The sequence below is a fragment of the Streptomyces sp. NPDC058145 genome, assembly GCF_042884245.1.
Taxonomy (GTDB): domain Bacteria; phylum Actinomycetota; class Actinomycetes; order Streptomycetales; family Streptomycetaceae; genus Streptomyces.
The window spans coordinates 337,663-353,111 of record NZ_JBHVUH010000004.1 but is presented as its reverse complement, the minus strand read 5'-3'; the positions used below and the strand labels follow the sequence as shown (position 1 = coordinate 353,111).

Sequence of the window (15,449 nt, the reverse complement as noted above, 5' to 3'; positions counted from 1 at the left end):
CTCACCCCCATATGGGCGAGGATGGCGCCTTCTCGCGATCCTGGACCGCGGCCGTTCGTCGTCACGTCCTGTGGGCCGGAACGCGGAGTCTCCGACCCAGGTGCCGGCGGTGGCTAGACGGACTTGAGTGTGAAGGTGAACTGGTTGCGGCCGTCCCGCGCGTGCTCCATGTTCTCGGGGAAGTTCGAGGCGTCGGCCACGTCGATCGACTTGGTGCCGGAGTTCCAGGTGAAGTGGATGGCGCCCGTGGCGACGTATTCGCCGCTGCTCTCGTTCCGGACGTAGATGGCGGTGGTGACCGGCGGGCCGTCCTCGGGCATGACGCCGACGAGCCCGTACTCCGGGTCGCCGGAGTAGACGATGGTGTCTCCGACGTCGTAGGAGTTGACCTTCATGCTGTACGCCCTGGCGGGGGCGCCGGTGAGGTCCTGGATCCGGACCGCGATGGGCAGAGTGGTGCTGTCGACGACCTTGAACCGGGTCAGCCCGCCGATGTCGGAGAGGTCCGCCTGGTCGAGGTCCCATTCCCGGTACTTGCCTGTCTGGTTGCCGTGCTGCCAGGCCAGGACCTTGGCCTTGCGGCCGACCTTGACGGATTTGAACCTGTCGTTCAGCTCGCCCGGGTGCAGGTTCTCGTCGGCGCCGACCCTGTAGACGTGGGCGTCGCCCGAGTAGTTGGCCTGGGTGTAGAAGGTGACTTCTTGGTCGCTCATTTCGTCCCTTTGATGGCGGTTCGCGACCCCCCTCATGCTTAAAGTTATCAACTGATTACGCAAAGAGACTGTTGTGCTTCGTGGCCTTCCACGCCGTCACCCTCGGTAATGGTCCACGTCTCGGGTCACAAGAGTGCCGCTGATCAGCAGGTATGCGCCTCCATTCCGCCGGACCGTGGTCCACGCCTGGTCCACACGCAGTGATCCACAACGCGAGAGGGCCGGATCCGGGTGAGACGGGGCCCATGCAGAAGGGGTGCCTCTCAGTGAGAGGCACCCCTTCTGACCTGCAACGCTTCTACCTACGCGGAGGCGGTGGGATTTGAACCCACGGTGACATCGCTGCCACGACGGTTTTCAAGACCGTTCCCTTAGGCCGCTCGGGCACGCCTCCCCGCGGCCGCCCGTGATCGGCGGCGCGCATACACATTACCGGGCCGCCGAGGGGGCCTGGGTACACCGGGGTGCCGTCGGTGCCCGCGCGGCACCCCGTGCGGAAGCGTCAGCTGTCGCCCGCCCGGGAGCCCAGGGTGAGGTCCACCGTGTGCTCCTGGCCACCCCGCTTGTAGGTGATCGTGACCTTGTCGCCGGGCTTGTGGGTCCAGATCTCGCCGATCAGGGTGGGGCCGCTGTCGATCACATGGTCGTCGAGCTTGGTGATGACGTCCCCGGGCTTCAGGCCGGCCTTGGCGGCCGGGCCGCCGGACTCGACAGCGGCGGCGCCGGACGCGCCCTGGTCGGTGATCTTCGCGCCGGCCGTGGAGTCCTCCAGGGACACGGACGCGCCGATCTTGGCGTAGACCGGCTTGCCGGACTTGATCAGCTGCTGGGCGACGTTCTTGGCCTGGTTGATCGGGATAGCGAAGCCGAGGCCGATCGACCCCGACTGGCCGGAGCCGAAGCCGCCGCTGCTGCTGGACTGGATCGCCGAGTTGATGCCGATCACCGCGCCGGAGGCGTTCAGCAGCGGGCCGCCCGAGTTGCCGGGGTTGATCGACGCGTCGGTCTGCAGGGCGCTCATGTAGGACGCCTTGCTGGAGGAGCTGCCGTCGCTGGAGGCCACCGGGCGGTTCTTGGCGCTGATGATGCCCGTGGTGACGGTGTTGGACAGCCCGAAGGGGGCGCCGATGGCGATGGTCTCGTCGCCGACGGCCACCCTGTCGGAGTTGCCGAGGGCGAGCGGCTTGAGGTCGGAGGGGGCGTTCTTGAGCTTGATGACGGCGACGTCGTACCCCTGGGCGTGCCCGACGACCTCGGCGTCGTACTTCCTGCCGTTCGGGAAGGTGGCGGAGAGCTTGCCGCCGTCCACCGCGTCGGCCACCACGTGGTTGTTGGTGACGATGTGGCCCTGGGTGTCGAAGACGAACCCGGTGCCCGTGCCGCCCTCGCCGCTGGTGCTCTCCGCCTCGATGGTGACCGTGCTGGGCAGTGCCCTGGACGCCACGTTGGCGATGGTGCCGGGGGCACGCTTGATCTGGGAGGCGCCGTCGGAGGCGGAGACGGTGGTGGAGCCGGAGCCGTCGTTGTCCTTGGCCAGGGTGTAGCCGATTCCACCGCCCAGGCCGCCCGCGACCAGCGCGGCCACCAGGACCGCGGCGACCAGCCCGCCGCGCCCGTTGCGGGGCTTGGGGGCGGGCTGCTGGTACGACGAGCCCCAGCCCGCCCCGCCGGAGCCGCCGTCGCCGTAGGAGGGCGTGGCGGTGGGCGGCGGCCAGGAGCCGTCGGCGGCGGGGGCGGCGGGAGCGCCGTAGGGCTGGTGGGCGTCGGGCGCGGGGCCGGGGGCCCCGTGTGGCGGCCCCGCGGGGGTCTGCGCCGCGGGTGCCGGGTACTGCTCCGGGGCGCCCGGGGTGCCCTGGGGCACCGGCGGCAGCGGAGCCGTCGGCGCGCCCCCGTCGGGCGCGGAGCCCTGCGGGGAAGCAGCGGGAGATGCCACCGGCACGGGAGGTGCGGACGGGGCCGGGGGTACCGCGTTGCCCTCGTTCTCGGTGCTCACAGCTCTTCTCCTCGATCCACGGCTGTTGTTTCAGGTCGCACTCGGACACACTCGCTCAGGCACGCTCGTCGTGGCGTGCACGCCGGTCGCCCGTGCGGACGGGCCCGGTGCGACAGCTGTGCATGTTTCGGTGTTCCTCTTGTATGCAGTCAGCTTTTCCCATGGGCCGTCAGAGCACCATAAGCGGTGGCTGTGGGTCCAGGGCCACTCTTTATATAGGATCTTTCTCGCAAAAGTTTGACCGAGGTACAGAACGGATGCCACCGTTCGCCGCACGGACCGACCGGTGCCGCCCCCGTGTACCCCGCGTCGGTGGCACCATGACGCGGTGACCCACGCACCACACCACACCATCCAGGTCGTCGCCCACCGGGGGGCCTCCGAGGACGCGCCGGAGCACACCCTGGCCGCGTACAAGAAGGCGATCGAGGACGGGGCGGACGCCCTCGAGTGCGACGTACGACTCACCGCCGACGGTCATCTGGTCTGCGTCCACGACCGCCGGGTGAACCGGACCTCCAACGGCCGCGGGGCCGTGTCCGCGCTGGAGCTGGCCGATCTCGCCGCCCTGGACTTCGGCTCCTGGAAGACCCGCGAGGCCTGGAGCGGACGGGACGAGGAGCCGGACTGGGAGCACCGGCCGGAGGACCTGGCGGACACCTCCGTGCTCACCCTGGAGCGGCTGCTCGAGCTGGTCGCGGACTCCGGGCGGCGGGTGGAGCTGGCCATCGAGACCAAGCACCCCACACGCTGGGCGGGCCAGGTCGAGGAGCGGCTGCTGCATCTGCTGAAACGGTTCGGGCTGGACGCGCCCGCCTCGGCCGCCGAGTCGCCGGTCCGGATCATGAGCTTCTCGGCGCGCTCGCTGCACCGGATGCAGGCCGCCGCGCCGACGCTGCCGGCGGTCTACCTGATGCAGTTCGTCTCACCCCGGCTGCGCGACGGGCGGCTCCCGGCGGGCGTGCGCATCGCGGGCCCCTCGATCCGCATCCTGCGCAGTCACCCGGCGTATGTGGAACGGCTGAAACGAGCCGGCCACCAGGTCCACGTCTGGACCGTGAACGAGCCGGCGGACGTCGATCTGTGCGTCGGACTGGGCGTCGACGCCATCATCACCAACCGCCCGCGCGCGGTGCTGCGCCGACTGGGCCGCTGAGCGGAAAGGGACGCGAGCCCTGGTTCCGCCGCCCTTCGGGGGACACAAAAGCCGGGTAAGGACCGGTGCGCACCCCTTGACCCCGGACCGAGGGCTGCAGCATCCTCCATTCTCGGCCACACCCCTGAAATCCAGCCACAGAGTGACCGGTTCGTCGCAGGGAGTGCTCCGGCGTATTCGTCATGTGTGCGGACATTGCGAATGCGTCAGTGGAAGAGGACTGGCCGGTTTCCGGTACAGGCCATTGGGGCATCCACACCGTGGCGTGGGGCGAAGGAGGTCTCGGGGGTGGCGTTGGTGGTGGCACAGGAGGTGCCCACGTCGTCGAGCATGGCCGTTCCCCATGGCCCTGCGGGCGTGGGGAAGGCGAGACACCGGATGCGTGCGCAACTGCGCAGCGGCGGGGTGTCGGAGTCGGTCGTCGACGATGCCGTACTGATCCTTTCCGAACTCTTGAGCAACGCCTGCAAACACGGGCGGCCACTCGGGGACGCCCCGGCCGGGGACGGCGCCGTGCGCGCCGCGTGGAAGGTGGACGCGCGCGGACGGCTCATCGTCGAGGTGACGGACGGCGGCGGCCCGACCCGCCCGGCCCCGGCCACTCCGTCGGTCACCGCGCACGGCGGCCGCGGGCTGAACATCATCTCGGCGCTCGCCGACGACTGGGGTGTCCGGGACGACACCCAGGGCGAGGTGACGGTCTGGGTCGTGGTCCACGAGGACGTTCATGATCCGGACGCCGGGTGCCGGCGCGGGGGCTTCGCTACGCGCGTCACCGCGTCCCCGGTCCCGGCCATGGCCGAACTGGACTTCGCGGACGCCTTCGACGAACTGGGCTGAGCACGCGGGACTCCTCGGCGGGCCACGGCCGTACGCCGTCGGCGTCGCCCGCGTGTCCGTTGTCCACAGGTTCCCGTGGGTCAGGGCGCGAACGGCTAGGCTCCCGCCCGTACCAGACGAGCCGTAATCGGGAGACCCCACGATGGCCAAGAAGCGACCCCAGACGAAGGCCAAGCGCCCGCAGCAGGCAAACGGGGACATCCCGGTGGTCGGCGCCCGCGAGCCCTGCCCCTGCGGCAGCGGCCGGCGCTACAAGGCGTGCCACGGCCGGGCCGCCGCGCACGCCGTGACCGAGCTGGTGCGCCGCCCGTTCGAGGGGCTGCCGAGCGAGTGCGACTGGGTGGCGCTGCGCGAGCTGGTGCCTGCCGCCACCGTCGAACTGACCCTCACCGGCGGCCTGCCCGAGGGCGTCCCCTCGGTCACGCTGGCCACGGTGCTGCCGATGGCCTGGCCGGCGCTGCGCCGCGACGACGGCTCCGTCCTGCTCGGCCTGCAGAACGACACGCCCTCCGGCGACATCAGCCGCGACCTCGCCGACACCCTCCGGCGCGCGCTCGAGGCGGCGCCCGGCTCTCCGGTGGAGGGCCGCCGCGCGCCCGCCGACGGTCCCAGGCTGCAGGAGCTGCTCGACCCGGAAGGCCCGTTCGAGCCGGTCGTGCACAGCGGCTTCGAGTTCTGGGTGCCGGACGCGGAGAACGCCACGCCGGAGGTGGCCGCCTCCCTCGAGCGGGCCAACGCCGCCGCCATCCCGACCGTGAAGCTGTCCGGCGTGGACGCCGCGTACTGGTGCGAGACCCCGGAGAAGAACCACCTGCGCTGGGTCATGCCGCACCCGGAGGAGCAGCTTCTGGACGCTCTCGCCCGGTTGCACGCGGTGGGCCGGTCCAGCCTCGGCGAGGGCACCCGGCTGGTGGGCTCCTTCCGTGCTCACGGGCTCACGGTGCCGGTCTGGGACCTGCCGAGCGGGGTCACGGCCGAGGACGTGGAGAAGCCGGCCGCCGAGTTCGCCGAGCGGCTCGCCACCGCCCTCGCGTCCGGGGAGCCGCTCACCCCCGAGGAGCGCCGGGCCCGCGGCGGACTGACCAACCGGCAGGTCACGCTCAGCTGACGTGCCGCGACGCCCGTCTCACGGCTGACCGACCGGTCAGCCGTGACGAGGGCACCGGCATCAGGTGACTCCTGTCACAACTGTCCGGCGCGACAGTGGAATCGGTGTCCGAATAGCCGAGATCGAATTTGCGAACCGCCGATCTCTTGTTACCGTTCCAGTAGCCCGGTTGCTGGTGCATCCCCCGTCGCCAGCAACCGGGCCTTTCCATGCCCGCGTCCGGTGGACAATCCGTCGAGACGCGTCAACTGCCGTCTGTCAGTTCGGAGTTGCTGCCCGAGCGCAGCAGCAGCGGCTCGTCGGAGCCGCGCACGGCGAACTCGGTGACGGCCGTGTAGCCGTCCAGCGCGCCCCTGGTGTGCTCACGGGGCGTCTCGCAGGTGGCGGGCTCGTCGTCGGAGCCGGCGGCGCACTGGATCTGCACGGTCCGGCCGCCGGGCCCCATCATGCTCAGCGCTGGGGCCATGGCCTCGCCCGTGGCGTTGCGGTAGTAGGTGCGCGCCCAGGTGTCCTTGCCCTGGGTCAGCACACAGGTCTGCGCCTCGACGCCGTCCGAGGAGGAGAGTTCAGGCCCGCAGCGGGCCGCGGTGGCCAGCCCCAGGCCGAGCAGCAGCGGCGAGCGCGAGGGGGCCACGGAGGGCATCTTCGCGTCGCCACCCGCGGGCGCGCCGGTGGCGTGCCGGCCGCCCGCCCGCCGGGGCGCCGCGGCGTCGCCCACCTGTCCCGTGGACGCCACGGCCAGTGGCAGGGCGACCACGGCCACCACGATGCCGGCCAGGGCGAGCAGACGAAGCCTTCGGGAGTCCGGCCCGCCGCGGCGCGGCGACCGTGTGCGGTTGCCCCCAGAAATGCGCAGCATGTAGCGGAAGATAACGACCGCGGGCAGGCGGAAGCCGTGTCCGCGCCGGACACTCCTACAACTCGGGTGCGCTCACACCCGTACGAGTGAGGGCGTCGACCACGGCGTCCACCACCGCCTCCACGTCGGGCACCCAGGGCGAGGCCGAGCCGGGCAGCGGGGCACGCTCCCAGCGGACGGCGCCCTGACCGGTCTCGGACGGCGGCAGGGCGATGTAGCCGCCCTCCCCGTGGAAACGCAGGGAACCGGGCACGAAGTCCTTGGCGTAGAGCAGTTCGCCGAGCTGCTCCATGGAGTACGGCTTGACGAGCACCGCCCAGCGGGTGGGCGAGGCGATCACCGGGCCGAGACGTATGCCCCGCCGGTCGAGCAGGTCGAGGGCGCGGGCCGCCGCGGGCGCCGGCAGGCTGACCGCGCAGGGCGCCGTGCCGCCGGTGGCGAGGACGATCGGCGCGCCCGGCCGGTTGGTCCACCACCAGCGCACCATGCGCGCGTCGGTGGTGGCCGCGAGCAGACCGGGGTCAAAGGGGTGGGCGCCGGGCACCGTGCACTCCGGGTCCGGGCAGGCGCAGCGGGCCCGGTCCTGCGGGTCCGGGGCCACACCCGGGAGTACCGGCCACTGCCATTCCGCCGCGAAGGTCAGGGCCGCGCTGATCGGCTCAGGCCTCCCGTCGTTCCGCCTGGACAGGAGCCTGCGTCGCTTTCCGAGGATCTCGCGCATGAGCGCTCGTCCTTTCCGTTGCACCGCTGGCAACACCGTGGACCACATCACACCATGTGTCGATCACTGCACTGTGCGTACCTGTTGGCGCATCACACCCCTGCGCACGGCAGGGGGACCCCAGGGGTCGGTCGTCGGCCGCGTCCTCAGTGCGTCCATCGGAAGCACGGGTGCGGCGCGGGGGTGGCGAAGTATGGCGTTTTGCTGTCGCGCGTGTTTCTCTTCGCCTCCGCCACGGGAGGATGGGGCTCGGCCGTCGATGGTTATGACGTCCGGGTCCGGCGCCAGGTTCCGGGTGGCCCCCAACCGCCCCTGGCCTTCATCGAGTACGTACCCATCACGACCGTTGTGACGCTCCGTGGAACGACGCCAGTCGACCGCAAAGAGCCGTTACCCGAGGCAGTTTTAGGCCAACTTGGCAGTAAGGCAAGGGTTTCGAGAGAAAGCCACTTCAAACCCATGGACACCAGGAATCCCCGCAGGACAATGCTGGACATCCCCTCACGAGTGCGTGTACATGTGGAGACACTGCTAGCGGCGCAGAATGACATGGGGGTTTGCGATGCTTCTGAGCAATACGCACCGGTCTGAAGGCCGGACGCCATGAACGCCCCCCACCCCCCGAAAGTGGCTGGAATCGATCCAACGGTTCCCACACCCGCACACACTGTCGCGCCCACACCCCCCGCCCCGGACGCCGCCCACGCCCCGGACACCGCTCTTCCGGTCCCGAGCACCCCCACTCCCACCGGCCCCGGCCCCGGGATGCTCCTCCAGGACCGGCTGGCCGGCTGGGTCTCGGACCTCACGACCCTCCACGAACTGACCGAACGCCTGTCCGCGACGAACGCGCTCGAGCCCGCCCTCCAGGAACTGCTGCGCGCCGGTTCCGCCCTCGTCGGCGCCCGCCGCGGCCTGGTCGCCCTGGAACCCGGCGACGGACTCGGCCCCCGCACCACCGCCGGCCTCGGTCTCGGCCGCGCCGATCTCGGTCACCTGGAGACCGTGCCGCGTGACGCCCTGCCCCACGGCACCCTCCTCGACGCCGCCGGCCGGGGCACCGGCACGCACGACGGGATCGCCCACCCCGACCTTTTCGCCGAGGACGGTCTGGACCCCCGCCACCGCGAGGTGGCCGCCCGCCTCGGCTACGCCGCCAGCTACGCCCTGCCCCTGTCCACCAGATCCGCCGGTCACCTCGGTGCCGCCGTGTGGCTCTACGACGAGCCCGCCGAGCCGGACGAGCGCCGCCGCCACCTGGCCGGCCTCTACGTCCGGCACGCCTCGGAACACCTGGCCCGGCTGCTGGAAGTGGAGCGCACACGCGCGCGCATGGCCACCATCACCGAGGAACTGCTCCCGTCCCGGCTGCCCCGGGTGGCCGGCGTCCAGCTCGCCGCCCGGCACCGCACCTCCCCGCGCGGCGGCGGCGACTGGTACGACGCGCTGCCGCTGCCCGACGCCGCCCTCGGCCTCTCCGTCGGCTCGGTCACCGGCTCCGGGCCCAGCGCGGTGGCCGCCATGGGCCGGCTGCGCGCCTCCCTGCGGGCCTACGCCGTGATGGAGGGCGAGGATCCGGTCGCCGTGCTGTCCGACCTGGAGCTGCTGCTGCGGCTGACCGAGCCCGCACGTTCGGCCACCGCGCTGTTCGCCTACTGTGAGCCGGCGCTGCGCCGGGTCACCCTGGCCGGTGCCGGGCACAGCCCGCCGCTGCTGATCGGCGAACGGCGCACCGAGTTCGCCGAGACCTCCGTCTCCGCGCCGCTCGGCATGCTCGCCTGCTGGGAGGCGCCCAGCGTGGAGGTCCAGGCCGAGGCGGGGGACACCGTCCTGCTCTACACCGACGGGCTGCTGCACCGTACCGGCGACCCGATGGACCGCGCCTTCGCCCGGCTGCACGCGGCGGCCGCGAGCATCCCGCGCGCGCTGCGCCACGACCCCGAGGCGGTCACCGACCACGTGCTGCGCACCGTGCTGCCGGACGGCCGGGACACGGCGGACAGCCCGGAGGACGTGGTCCTGCTCGCCGCCCGGTTCGACTGAGCACCGCCCGCCACCCGGCGTGACCGGCCCTGGACCGTCTGGCATGACCGGCCATAACAGCTGTTCCGGCCCCGGGCCGCCTCCGGTGCGACCGTACGATGATGGAGGTCCCCGCTCGGCCACAAGCAGGAGCGTCGCGGGCCGGGGGGAGATCACATGGCGTATCGAGGAGGATCACGTGGCCGACGAGCTCAACCCGGCTGTCACCGACGAGGCTGCTACCGCAGCGGGTCCGGATGCCGAGGCCGAGGAGCCCATGAAGCAGCGGAAGAACGGCCTGTACCCGGGCGTCTCCGACGAGCTGGCCGAGAACATGCAGTCCGGGTGGGCCGACACGGAGATGCGTGATCTGCGGCCCGTTCCGCAGGCCGCCGAGAGCGCTCGCCGCCGCGCCGCGCTCTCCGCGCGCTTCCCCGGCGAGCGCCTGGTCGTCCCCGCGGGCAACCTGAAGACCCGCTCGAACGACACGGAGTACGCCTTCCGCGCCTCCGTCGAGTACGCCTACCTCACCGGCAACCAGACCGAGGACGGCGTCCTCGTCCTGGAGCCCAGCGCCGGCGGGCACAAGGAGACGATCTACCTCCTGCCCCGCTCCGACCGCGAGAACGGCGAGTTCTGGCTGTCCGGCCAGGGCGAGCTGTGGGTGGGCCGCCGCCACTCGCTCACCGAGTCCGAGGCGCTGTACGGCATCCCGGCCGCCGACGTGCGCGAGCTGGCCGACCGGCTGCGCGAGGCCACCGGCCCGGTGCGGGTCGTGCGCGGCCACGACGCCGGCATCGAGGCCGCCCTGACCGACAAGGTCACCGCCGAGCGCGACGAGGAGCTGCGCGTCTTCCTCTCCGAGGCCCGGCTGGTCAAGGACGAGTTCGAGGTCGGCGAGCTGCAGAAGGCCGTCGACTCCACGGTCCGCGGCTTCGAGGACGTGGTGAAGGTCCTCGACAAGGCCGAGGCGACGAGCGAGCGCTACATCGAGGGCACGTTCTTCCTCCGCGCGCGCGTGGAGGGCAACGACATCGGCTACGGCTCCATCTGCGCGGCCGGCCCGCACGCCTGCACGCTGCACTGGGTGCGCAACGACGGCCCGGTGCGCTCCGGCGACCTGCTCCTGCTGGACGCCGGTGTGGAGACGCACACGCTGTACACCGCCGACGTCACGCGCACACTGCCCGTCAACGGCACCTACAGCGACATCCAGAAGAAGATCTACGACGCCGTGTACGAGGCACAGGAGGCCGGCATCGCGGCGGTGAAGCCGGGCGCCAAGTTCCGCGACTTCCACGACGCCGCCCAGCGCGTGCTCGCCGAGCGGCTCGTCGAGTGGGGCCTGGTCGAGGGACCGGTCGAGCGCGTCCTGGAGCTGGGCCTGCAGCGCCGCTGGACGCTGCACGGCACCGGTCACATGCTCGGCATGGACGTCCACGACTGCGCGGCCGCGCGCACCGAGAGCTATGTGGACGGCACGCTGGAGCCGGGCATGGTCCTCACCGTCGAGCCGGGCCTGTACTTCCAGGCCGACGACCTGACCGTCCCGGAGGACTACCGGGGCATCGGCGTCCGCATCGAGGACGACATCCTCGTCACCGAGGACGGCAACCGGAACCTCTCGGCGGCCCTGCCGCGCCGCTCCGACGAGGTCGAGGCGTGGATGGCGTCCCTCAAGGGCTGACCGGACACCCAAGCCGCCGATGGCCGGGCACCGCATGGGTGCCCGGCCATCGGCGGCTTCAGTGGTTCCGGCGAGCCGCCTTCACGGAAGGGGAGCGTGGTCGTGGAGCACGCGCTGGAAGAGCCGGCAGTCCCGCCATTCCCCGTTGATGTGCAGATAACGGGGAGCGAGCCCGATCGGCGCGAAACCGCATTTCGCCAGCACTCGCTGCGAGCCGGTGTTGTCGGTCAGCGTGGACGCCTCGATCCGGTGCAGCCCGACCGTGTCCCGGGCGATCCGGCAGACCTCTTCCACCGCGGTACTGGCCAGCCCCTTGTTCTGCTGGTCGGCGGCGACCCAGTACCCGAGGTAGGAGCTGCAGAAAGGGCCGCGGGAGATCCCGGACAGGGTGATCGCCCCGACGATCCTGCCGTCCGGAGCCTCGAACACCCATGGCACCACGGCACCTTCGGCGAACTGCCGCAGCAGCCCGTCGATGCGCTCCGCCTGGCCCTCGGCCGTGAAGAAAGCCTCCGGCCTGACCGGCTCCCAGGGCTCCAGGTGCGCACGGTTTCGCGCATAGGCGGCGGCGAGCGCGCAGGCGTCGTCCGCGGCGAGCGGGCGCAGGACCGCCCCGCCCGCCATCTCCGCGCTGCCCAGGTCATCGACACGCATGCGCGCACCCTAGCCGCGCGGGACCGGATCGACTCCCGTCATGCCGTGAGCAGGGACGGATCCTTCTTCCACTTGAGGATCTTGTCGAAGCTGACCACGGTCCCGCCGCGTCCTGGCTTGCCGCCGATGTGCACGTGGTCGGCGAGTTCCCTGATCAGACAGAGCCCGCGGCCGTGCTCCGCGTCCGAGCGCGCGGGCCGGAGATCCTGGGCCAGGGTGAAGCCGGGCCCCGAATCGGCCACCTCGATACGGCACTTCTCACCGTCGAGGTAGGCGGTCACCCGGTACGCCTCCGAGCAGCCCGCGGCCGCGCCGTCCCCGCCGTGCTCGACGGCGTTCGCGCAGGCCTCGCTGAGGGCGACGGACAGGTCGTAGGAGACGTCCGGGTCGACGCCCGCGGTCTCCATCGTGCCGATGAGCAGTCGGCGGGCGAGCGGGACGCTGGCGGGCTCGCGGCGCAGATGGAGTGACCACCAGATGCTCATGCTCCAGCCTCCTGGCCGCGGCTCGACATACCGTTACCTATTGCCGCGCGTGCCCGTCCGTAAGCACACCGTTCACGTGACGCCGCCCATAAGGTCGATGTGTCCCGGACCGAAACGGTGTATGGAAGAGCCGATTCCGGCGGAAGAGGATCTTCCGGTCATGTCGGCGACGTTCCCGCGGTGACCGAATCCGGCGACCTGCCATGAGGCGCGGGCGGGTCCGGTGCGATGATGACCCCGCCATGACTGCCCCCCACCCCCGCACGGCACACCCCGGAGCCGGGCTCCGGATGCTACGGGCCGCGGTGTTCGCCGCGGTCTGTGTCGTGCTGGCCGCGGCCGGGCACACACTGGCCTCCTGCGCGCGCGTGCCCCTGTGGACGCTCGGCGCGGGATTCCTGGGCTCCCTGCTGCTCGTGGCACCGCTCGCCGGGCGCGCGCGCTCCCTGCCCGGTATCGCCGCGCTCCTCGCGCTCGGCCAGACCGTGCTGCACACGCTGTTCGGACTGGGCCAGCACGGGACCCCGGGTGCGATGTCCATGAGCCCGATGAGCACGCCGGCGAGCGACGGCGCGCTCGTCGAGCGGGCCGCCCGGCTGCTGTGCGGGTCCAGCGCGTCGGCGCTCACCCCCGGACACGCCTACCGGCTCCTGCTCGACGCGCACCTCATCGACTCCTCCGGCGAATCCGCCGGCACCATGCCGGCCATGCACCACATGGCCGCCGGCTCCGGCGGCTCGCCGGCGTCGCTGCTGCCCTCCGTGCCGATGATCCTCGGTCACGTCCTCGCGGCCGTCGTGGCCGGCTGGCTGCTGCGCCGGGGCGATCTCGCCGTTCTGCGGCTGATCGAGCTCTCGGCGCACGGAGTCACGGAGGGGGCGCTCGTGCGTTCCCTGCGCGCGGCGCTCGCGCTGACCCGCGCACTGTGCGCCGGGCTGCTGCCCGCGACCGAACCGCGCCCGCGCCCCCGCCGCGCCGCCCGCGACGAACCGCCCGCCCCGCGCACCACCGCACTCCAGCACACGGTGATCCGGCGCGGCCCGCCCGCCGCCGCCTTCCTCCTCGCCGCCTGACGCGACGCGAGCACCACCGCCCCGGAGCCGGAAACGGACGAGCCGGACGGGAGGAGCCGCCGTCGCGCGGCGCGCGCGTGCGCACATCACCCAGTGGCACAGCGAACGGCACCGCCACGCGCACGCGTACTCCCGATCACCACCGGAACTCACCCGAAGTGGAGTGCTCCCTGCCATGAAGACTTCTCGTATCGCCGCCGCCACCGCCGTCGCGGGCTCGGCCGTCCTCGCCCTGTCCGGCACCGCCTTCGCGCACGTCAGCGTGCAGCCCGAAGGAACCGCGGCCAAGGGCGGCTACGCGGTCGTCGACTTCAAGGTCCCCAACGAGCGCGACGACGCCTCGACCACCAAGCTCGAGGTGAACTTCCCCGCCGACCACCCGCTGGCCTCTGTCATGCCCCAGCCGCTGCCCGGCTGGAGCGTGAAGGTCACCAAGTCCAAGCTGGACAAGCCGCTGACCATGCACGGCGAGAAGATCGACGAGGCCGTCACCAAGGTCACCTGGACCGCCGACGGCAAGGGCGTCGAGCCCGGCTACTTCCAGAAGTTCCCGCTCTCCGTCGGCGCCCTGCCCGAGGACACCGACCAGCTCGTGTTCAAGGCCGTCCAGACGTACTCCGACAAGGAGGTCGTGCGCTGGATCGAGGTGCCGCAGGAGGGCCGGGCCGAACCCGAGAACCCGGCCCCGGTGCTGGAGCTGTCCGCCGCCACCGACGACCACCACGGCACCTCGGCCGCCGCCGACAAGACCGCTGACAAGACCGACGGCAAGACCGGGCAGACCGCTGCCGCCGACGAGGGCGCGAAGGGCGGCAGCGACACCACCGCGCGCGTGCTCGGCGTGGTCGGCATCGTCATCGGTGCCGCGGGCGTGGCCTACGGCGTCCTCGCGGGCCGCCGCCGAACCGCCTGATCACCGTTCCGCACGCGCACCGGGGGTCGTGCGACCCTTTCGTACGACCCCCGGTGCGCGCCGGAGTTCTCACATCTGGGACATTTTTCTATGCGCAAGAAGACGTTCGCCGCGGCCGCGCTGCTCGCCGCCGCCTCCCTGACCCTCTCCGCCTGCGGCAGCGGTGACGACACCACGTCACCGGTCTCCGTGGTCTCCGAGGAGTCCGACTCGGGCAAGGCCGCGACCATCCTCGACCAGCCGTTCGAGAAGCCGGACCTGGTCCTGACCGACACGCACGGCAAGAAGTACGACCTGCGCGCCGAGACCAAGGGCCACCCCACCCTGGTCTACTTCGGCTACACGCACTGCCCCGACATCTGCCCGACGACGATGAGCAACATCGCCGTCGCCAAGAAGGCGCTGCCCAAGGCCGAGCAGAACGATCTCAGGGTCGTCTTCGTCACCACCGACCCCGACCGCGACACCCCCACCGAGCTGGGCAAGTGGCTCAAGGGCATCGACCCCCGGTTCACCGGCCTGACCGGCGACTTCGCCACCATCCAGGCCGGCGCCCGCTCGCTGGGCATCTCCATCGAGCCGACGACGAAGGACAAGCACGGAAAGGTCGTCTCGGTGCACGGCACCCAGGTCATCGCCTTCTCACCGAAGACCGACGGCGGCTACGTCCTCTACGGCGAGGACACCACCGTCGACGACTACACCAAGGACCTGCCCAAGCTCGTCGAGGGAGCCAAGCCGTGAGGCGTGCCGTCCTGCCCGCGGCCGCCCTCGCCGGCGCCCTGGCCCTCACGGGCTGCGGCTCCGGTTCGGGACCGGACTCCGGCCCGGGCGCCTCGAAGGCCGACCTGTCCGTGAGTTCGCCGTACATGCCCCAGCCGGTCTCCCCCGACATGGCCGCCGGGTTCCTGACGATCACCAACCAGGGCGGCGCGAAGGAGACGCTGACCTCGGTCAGCAGCGACGTCGCCGGCCGGGTCACCATGCACAGCACGGTCGGCGGAGCCATGCGGGAGAAGACCTCCTTCCCGATACCCGCCCACGGCCGGCTGGTCTTCAGAAGCGGCGGCAACCATCTGATGTTCGAGGAACTGAAGCAGGCGCCGAAGCAGGGCCAGCACGTGACCCTGAAGCTCACGTTCGCCAAGTCCGGGCCCCTCACCGTCGAGATGCCGGTGAGGTCCGCCACGTACAACCCGTCGACCGGACACTGAGGGAGGGACCA

General features: G+C 71.6%; 15 protein-coding genes and 1 tRNA gene. 9 read left to right on the top strand and 7 right to left on the bottom strand.

Features of this window, described 5'->3' with window-relative positions; genetic code table 11:
• Positions 1–113: 113 nt before the first annotated feature.
• From ACFVVO_RS11570 to ACFVVO_RS11560, 3 genes are all read right to left on the bottom strand, one after another.
• On the bottom strand, positions 114–713 hold the full coding sequence (locus ACFVVO_RS11570) for a beta/gamma crystallin domain-containing protein (protein WP_390053885.1): 600 nt from the start codon (positions 711–713) through the stop codon (positions 114–116).
• Between the two features lie 307 nt (positions 714–1,020).
• Positions 1,021–1,107 (bottom strand) — tRNA-Ser (locus tag ACFVVO_RS11565).
• Between the two features lie 108 nt (positions 1,108–1,215).
• A complete protein-coding gene (locus ACFVVO_RS11560; protein ID WP_390053884.1) occupies positions 1,216–2,706 on the bottom strand; it encodes a S1C family serine protease in 1,491 nt (496 codons plus the stop codon).
• Between the two features lie 328 nt (positions 2,707–3,034).
• Here ACFVVO_RS11560 and ACFVVO_RS11555 point away from each other — a divergent pair, with 328 nt between their 5' ends.
• The 3 genes from ACFVVO_RS11555 to ACFVVO_RS11545 all read left to right on the top strand — a co-directional run bounded on the left by ACFVVO_RS11555 (position 3,035) and on the right by ACFVVO_RS11545 (position 5,810).
• Positions 3,035–3,862, top strand: coding sequence for a glycerophosphodiester phosphodiesterase (locus tag ACFVVO_RS11555; RefSeq protein ID WP_390053882.1), 828 nt, complete (start codon positions 3,035–3,037; stop codon positions 3,860–3,862).
• A 201-nt stretch (positions 3,863–4,063) separates the two neighbouring features.
• The gene (locus ACFVVO_RS11550; RefSeq protein WP_390053880.1) at positions 4,064–4,702 is read left to right on the top strand and encodes an ATP-binding protein; all 639 of its coding nucleotides are present in this window, start codon (positions 4,064–4,066) and stop codon (positions 4,700–4,702) included.
• 142 nt (positions 4,703–4,844) lie between these two features.
• A complete protein-coding gene (locus ACFVVO_RS11545) occupies positions 4,845–5,810 on the top strand; it encodes a DUF5926 family protein (protein ID WP_390053878.1) in 966 nt (321 codons plus the stop codon).
• Positions 5,811–6,054: 244 nt separating this feature from the next.
• Here ACFVVO_RS11545 and ACFVVO_RS11540 read toward each other — a convergent pair whose 3' ends face one another.
• Together ACFVVO_RS11540 and ACFVVO_RS11535 are read right to left on the bottom strand one after the other, a co-directional pair.
• Positions 6,055–6,669, bottom strand: coding sequence for a hypothetical protein (locus ACFVVO_RS11540; protein WP_390053877.1), 615 nt, complete (start codon positions 6,667–6,669; stop codon positions 6,055–6,057).
• A 55-nt stretch (positions 6,670–6,724) separates the two neighbouring features.
• Complete coding sequence (locus ACFVVO_RS11535; protein ID WP_390053875.1) at positions 6,725–7,390, bottom strand: bifunctional DNA primase/polymerase; 666 nt, start codon at positions 7,388–7,390, stop codon at positions 6,725–6,727.
• Positions 7,391–7,993: 603 nt separating this feature from the next.
• On the opposite strand from ACFVVO_RS11535, the gene ACFVVO_RS11530 reads away from it, so the two are divergent.
• Positions 7,994–9,433 (top strand): PP2C family protein-serine/threonine phosphatase, encoded by a 1,440-nt coding sequence (locus ACFVVO_RS11530; protein WP_390053873.1) that lies wholly within the window; start codon positions 7,994–7,996, stop codon positions 9,431–9,433.
• Positions 9,434–9,611: 178 nt separating this feature from the next.
• The gene (locus tag ACFVVO_RS11525; protein ID WP_390053871.1) at positions 9,612–11,099 is read left to right on the top strand and encodes an aminopeptidase P family protein; all 1,488 of its coding nucleotides are present in this window, start codon (positions 9,612–9,614) and stop codon (positions 11,097–11,099) included.
• 81 nt (positions 11,100–11,180) lie between these two features.
• Here ACFVVO_RS11525 and ACFVVO_RS11520 read toward each other — a convergent pair whose 3' ends face one another.
• Both ACFVVO_RS11520 and ACFVVO_RS11515 read right to left on the bottom strand, forming a co-directional pair.
• Positions 11,181–11,753, bottom strand: coding sequence for a GNAT family N-acetyltransferase (locus ACFVVO_RS11520; RefSeq protein WP_390053869.1), 573 nt, complete (start codon positions 11,751–11,753; stop codon positions 11,181–11,183).
• A 38-nt stretch (positions 11,754–11,791) separates the two neighbouring features.
• Positions 11,792–12,238: an ATP-binding protein gene (locus ACFVVO_RS11515; protein WP_390053867.1), complete on the bottom strand. Its 447-nt coding sequence runs from the start codon at positions 12,236–12,238 to the stop codon at positions 11,792–11,794.
• 242 nt (positions 12,239–12,480) lie between these two features.
• Between ACFVVO_RS11515 and ACFVVO_RS11510 the strand changes: the two genes are divergently transcribed.
• From ACFVVO_RS11510 to ACFVVO_RS11495, 4 genes are all read left to right on the top strand, one after another.
• Positions 12,481–13,311: a hypothetical protein gene (locus tag ACFVVO_RS11510; RefSeq protein WP_390053865.1), complete on the top strand. Its 831-nt coding sequence runs from the start codon at positions 12,481–12,483 to the stop codon at positions 13,309–13,311.
• Positions 13,312–13,486: 175 nt separating this feature from the next.
• Positions 13,487–14,224 (top strand): YcnI family protein, encoded by a 738-nt coding sequence (locus ACFVVO_RS11505; protein ID WP_390053863.1) that lies wholly within the window; start codon positions 13,487–13,489, stop codon positions 14,222–14,224.
• Between the two features lie 90 nt (positions 14,225–14,314).
• On the top strand, positions 14,315–14,968 hold the full coding sequence (locus ACFVVO_RS11500) for an SCO family protein (RefSeq protein ID WP_390053861.1): 654 nt from the start codon (positions 14,315–14,317) through the stop codon (positions 14,966–14,968).
• Positions 14,965–15,438, top strand: a complete 474-nt coding sequence (locus ACFVVO_RS11495) for a copper chaperone PCu(A)C (RefSeq protein WP_390053859.1) — start codon at positions 14,965–14,967, stop codon at positions 15,436–15,438. The genes ACFVVO_RS11500 and ACFVVO_RS11495 overlap by 4 nt, the downstream gene beginning before the upstream one ends.
• The last annotated feature ends 11 nt before the right edge of the window (positions 15,439–15,449 follow it).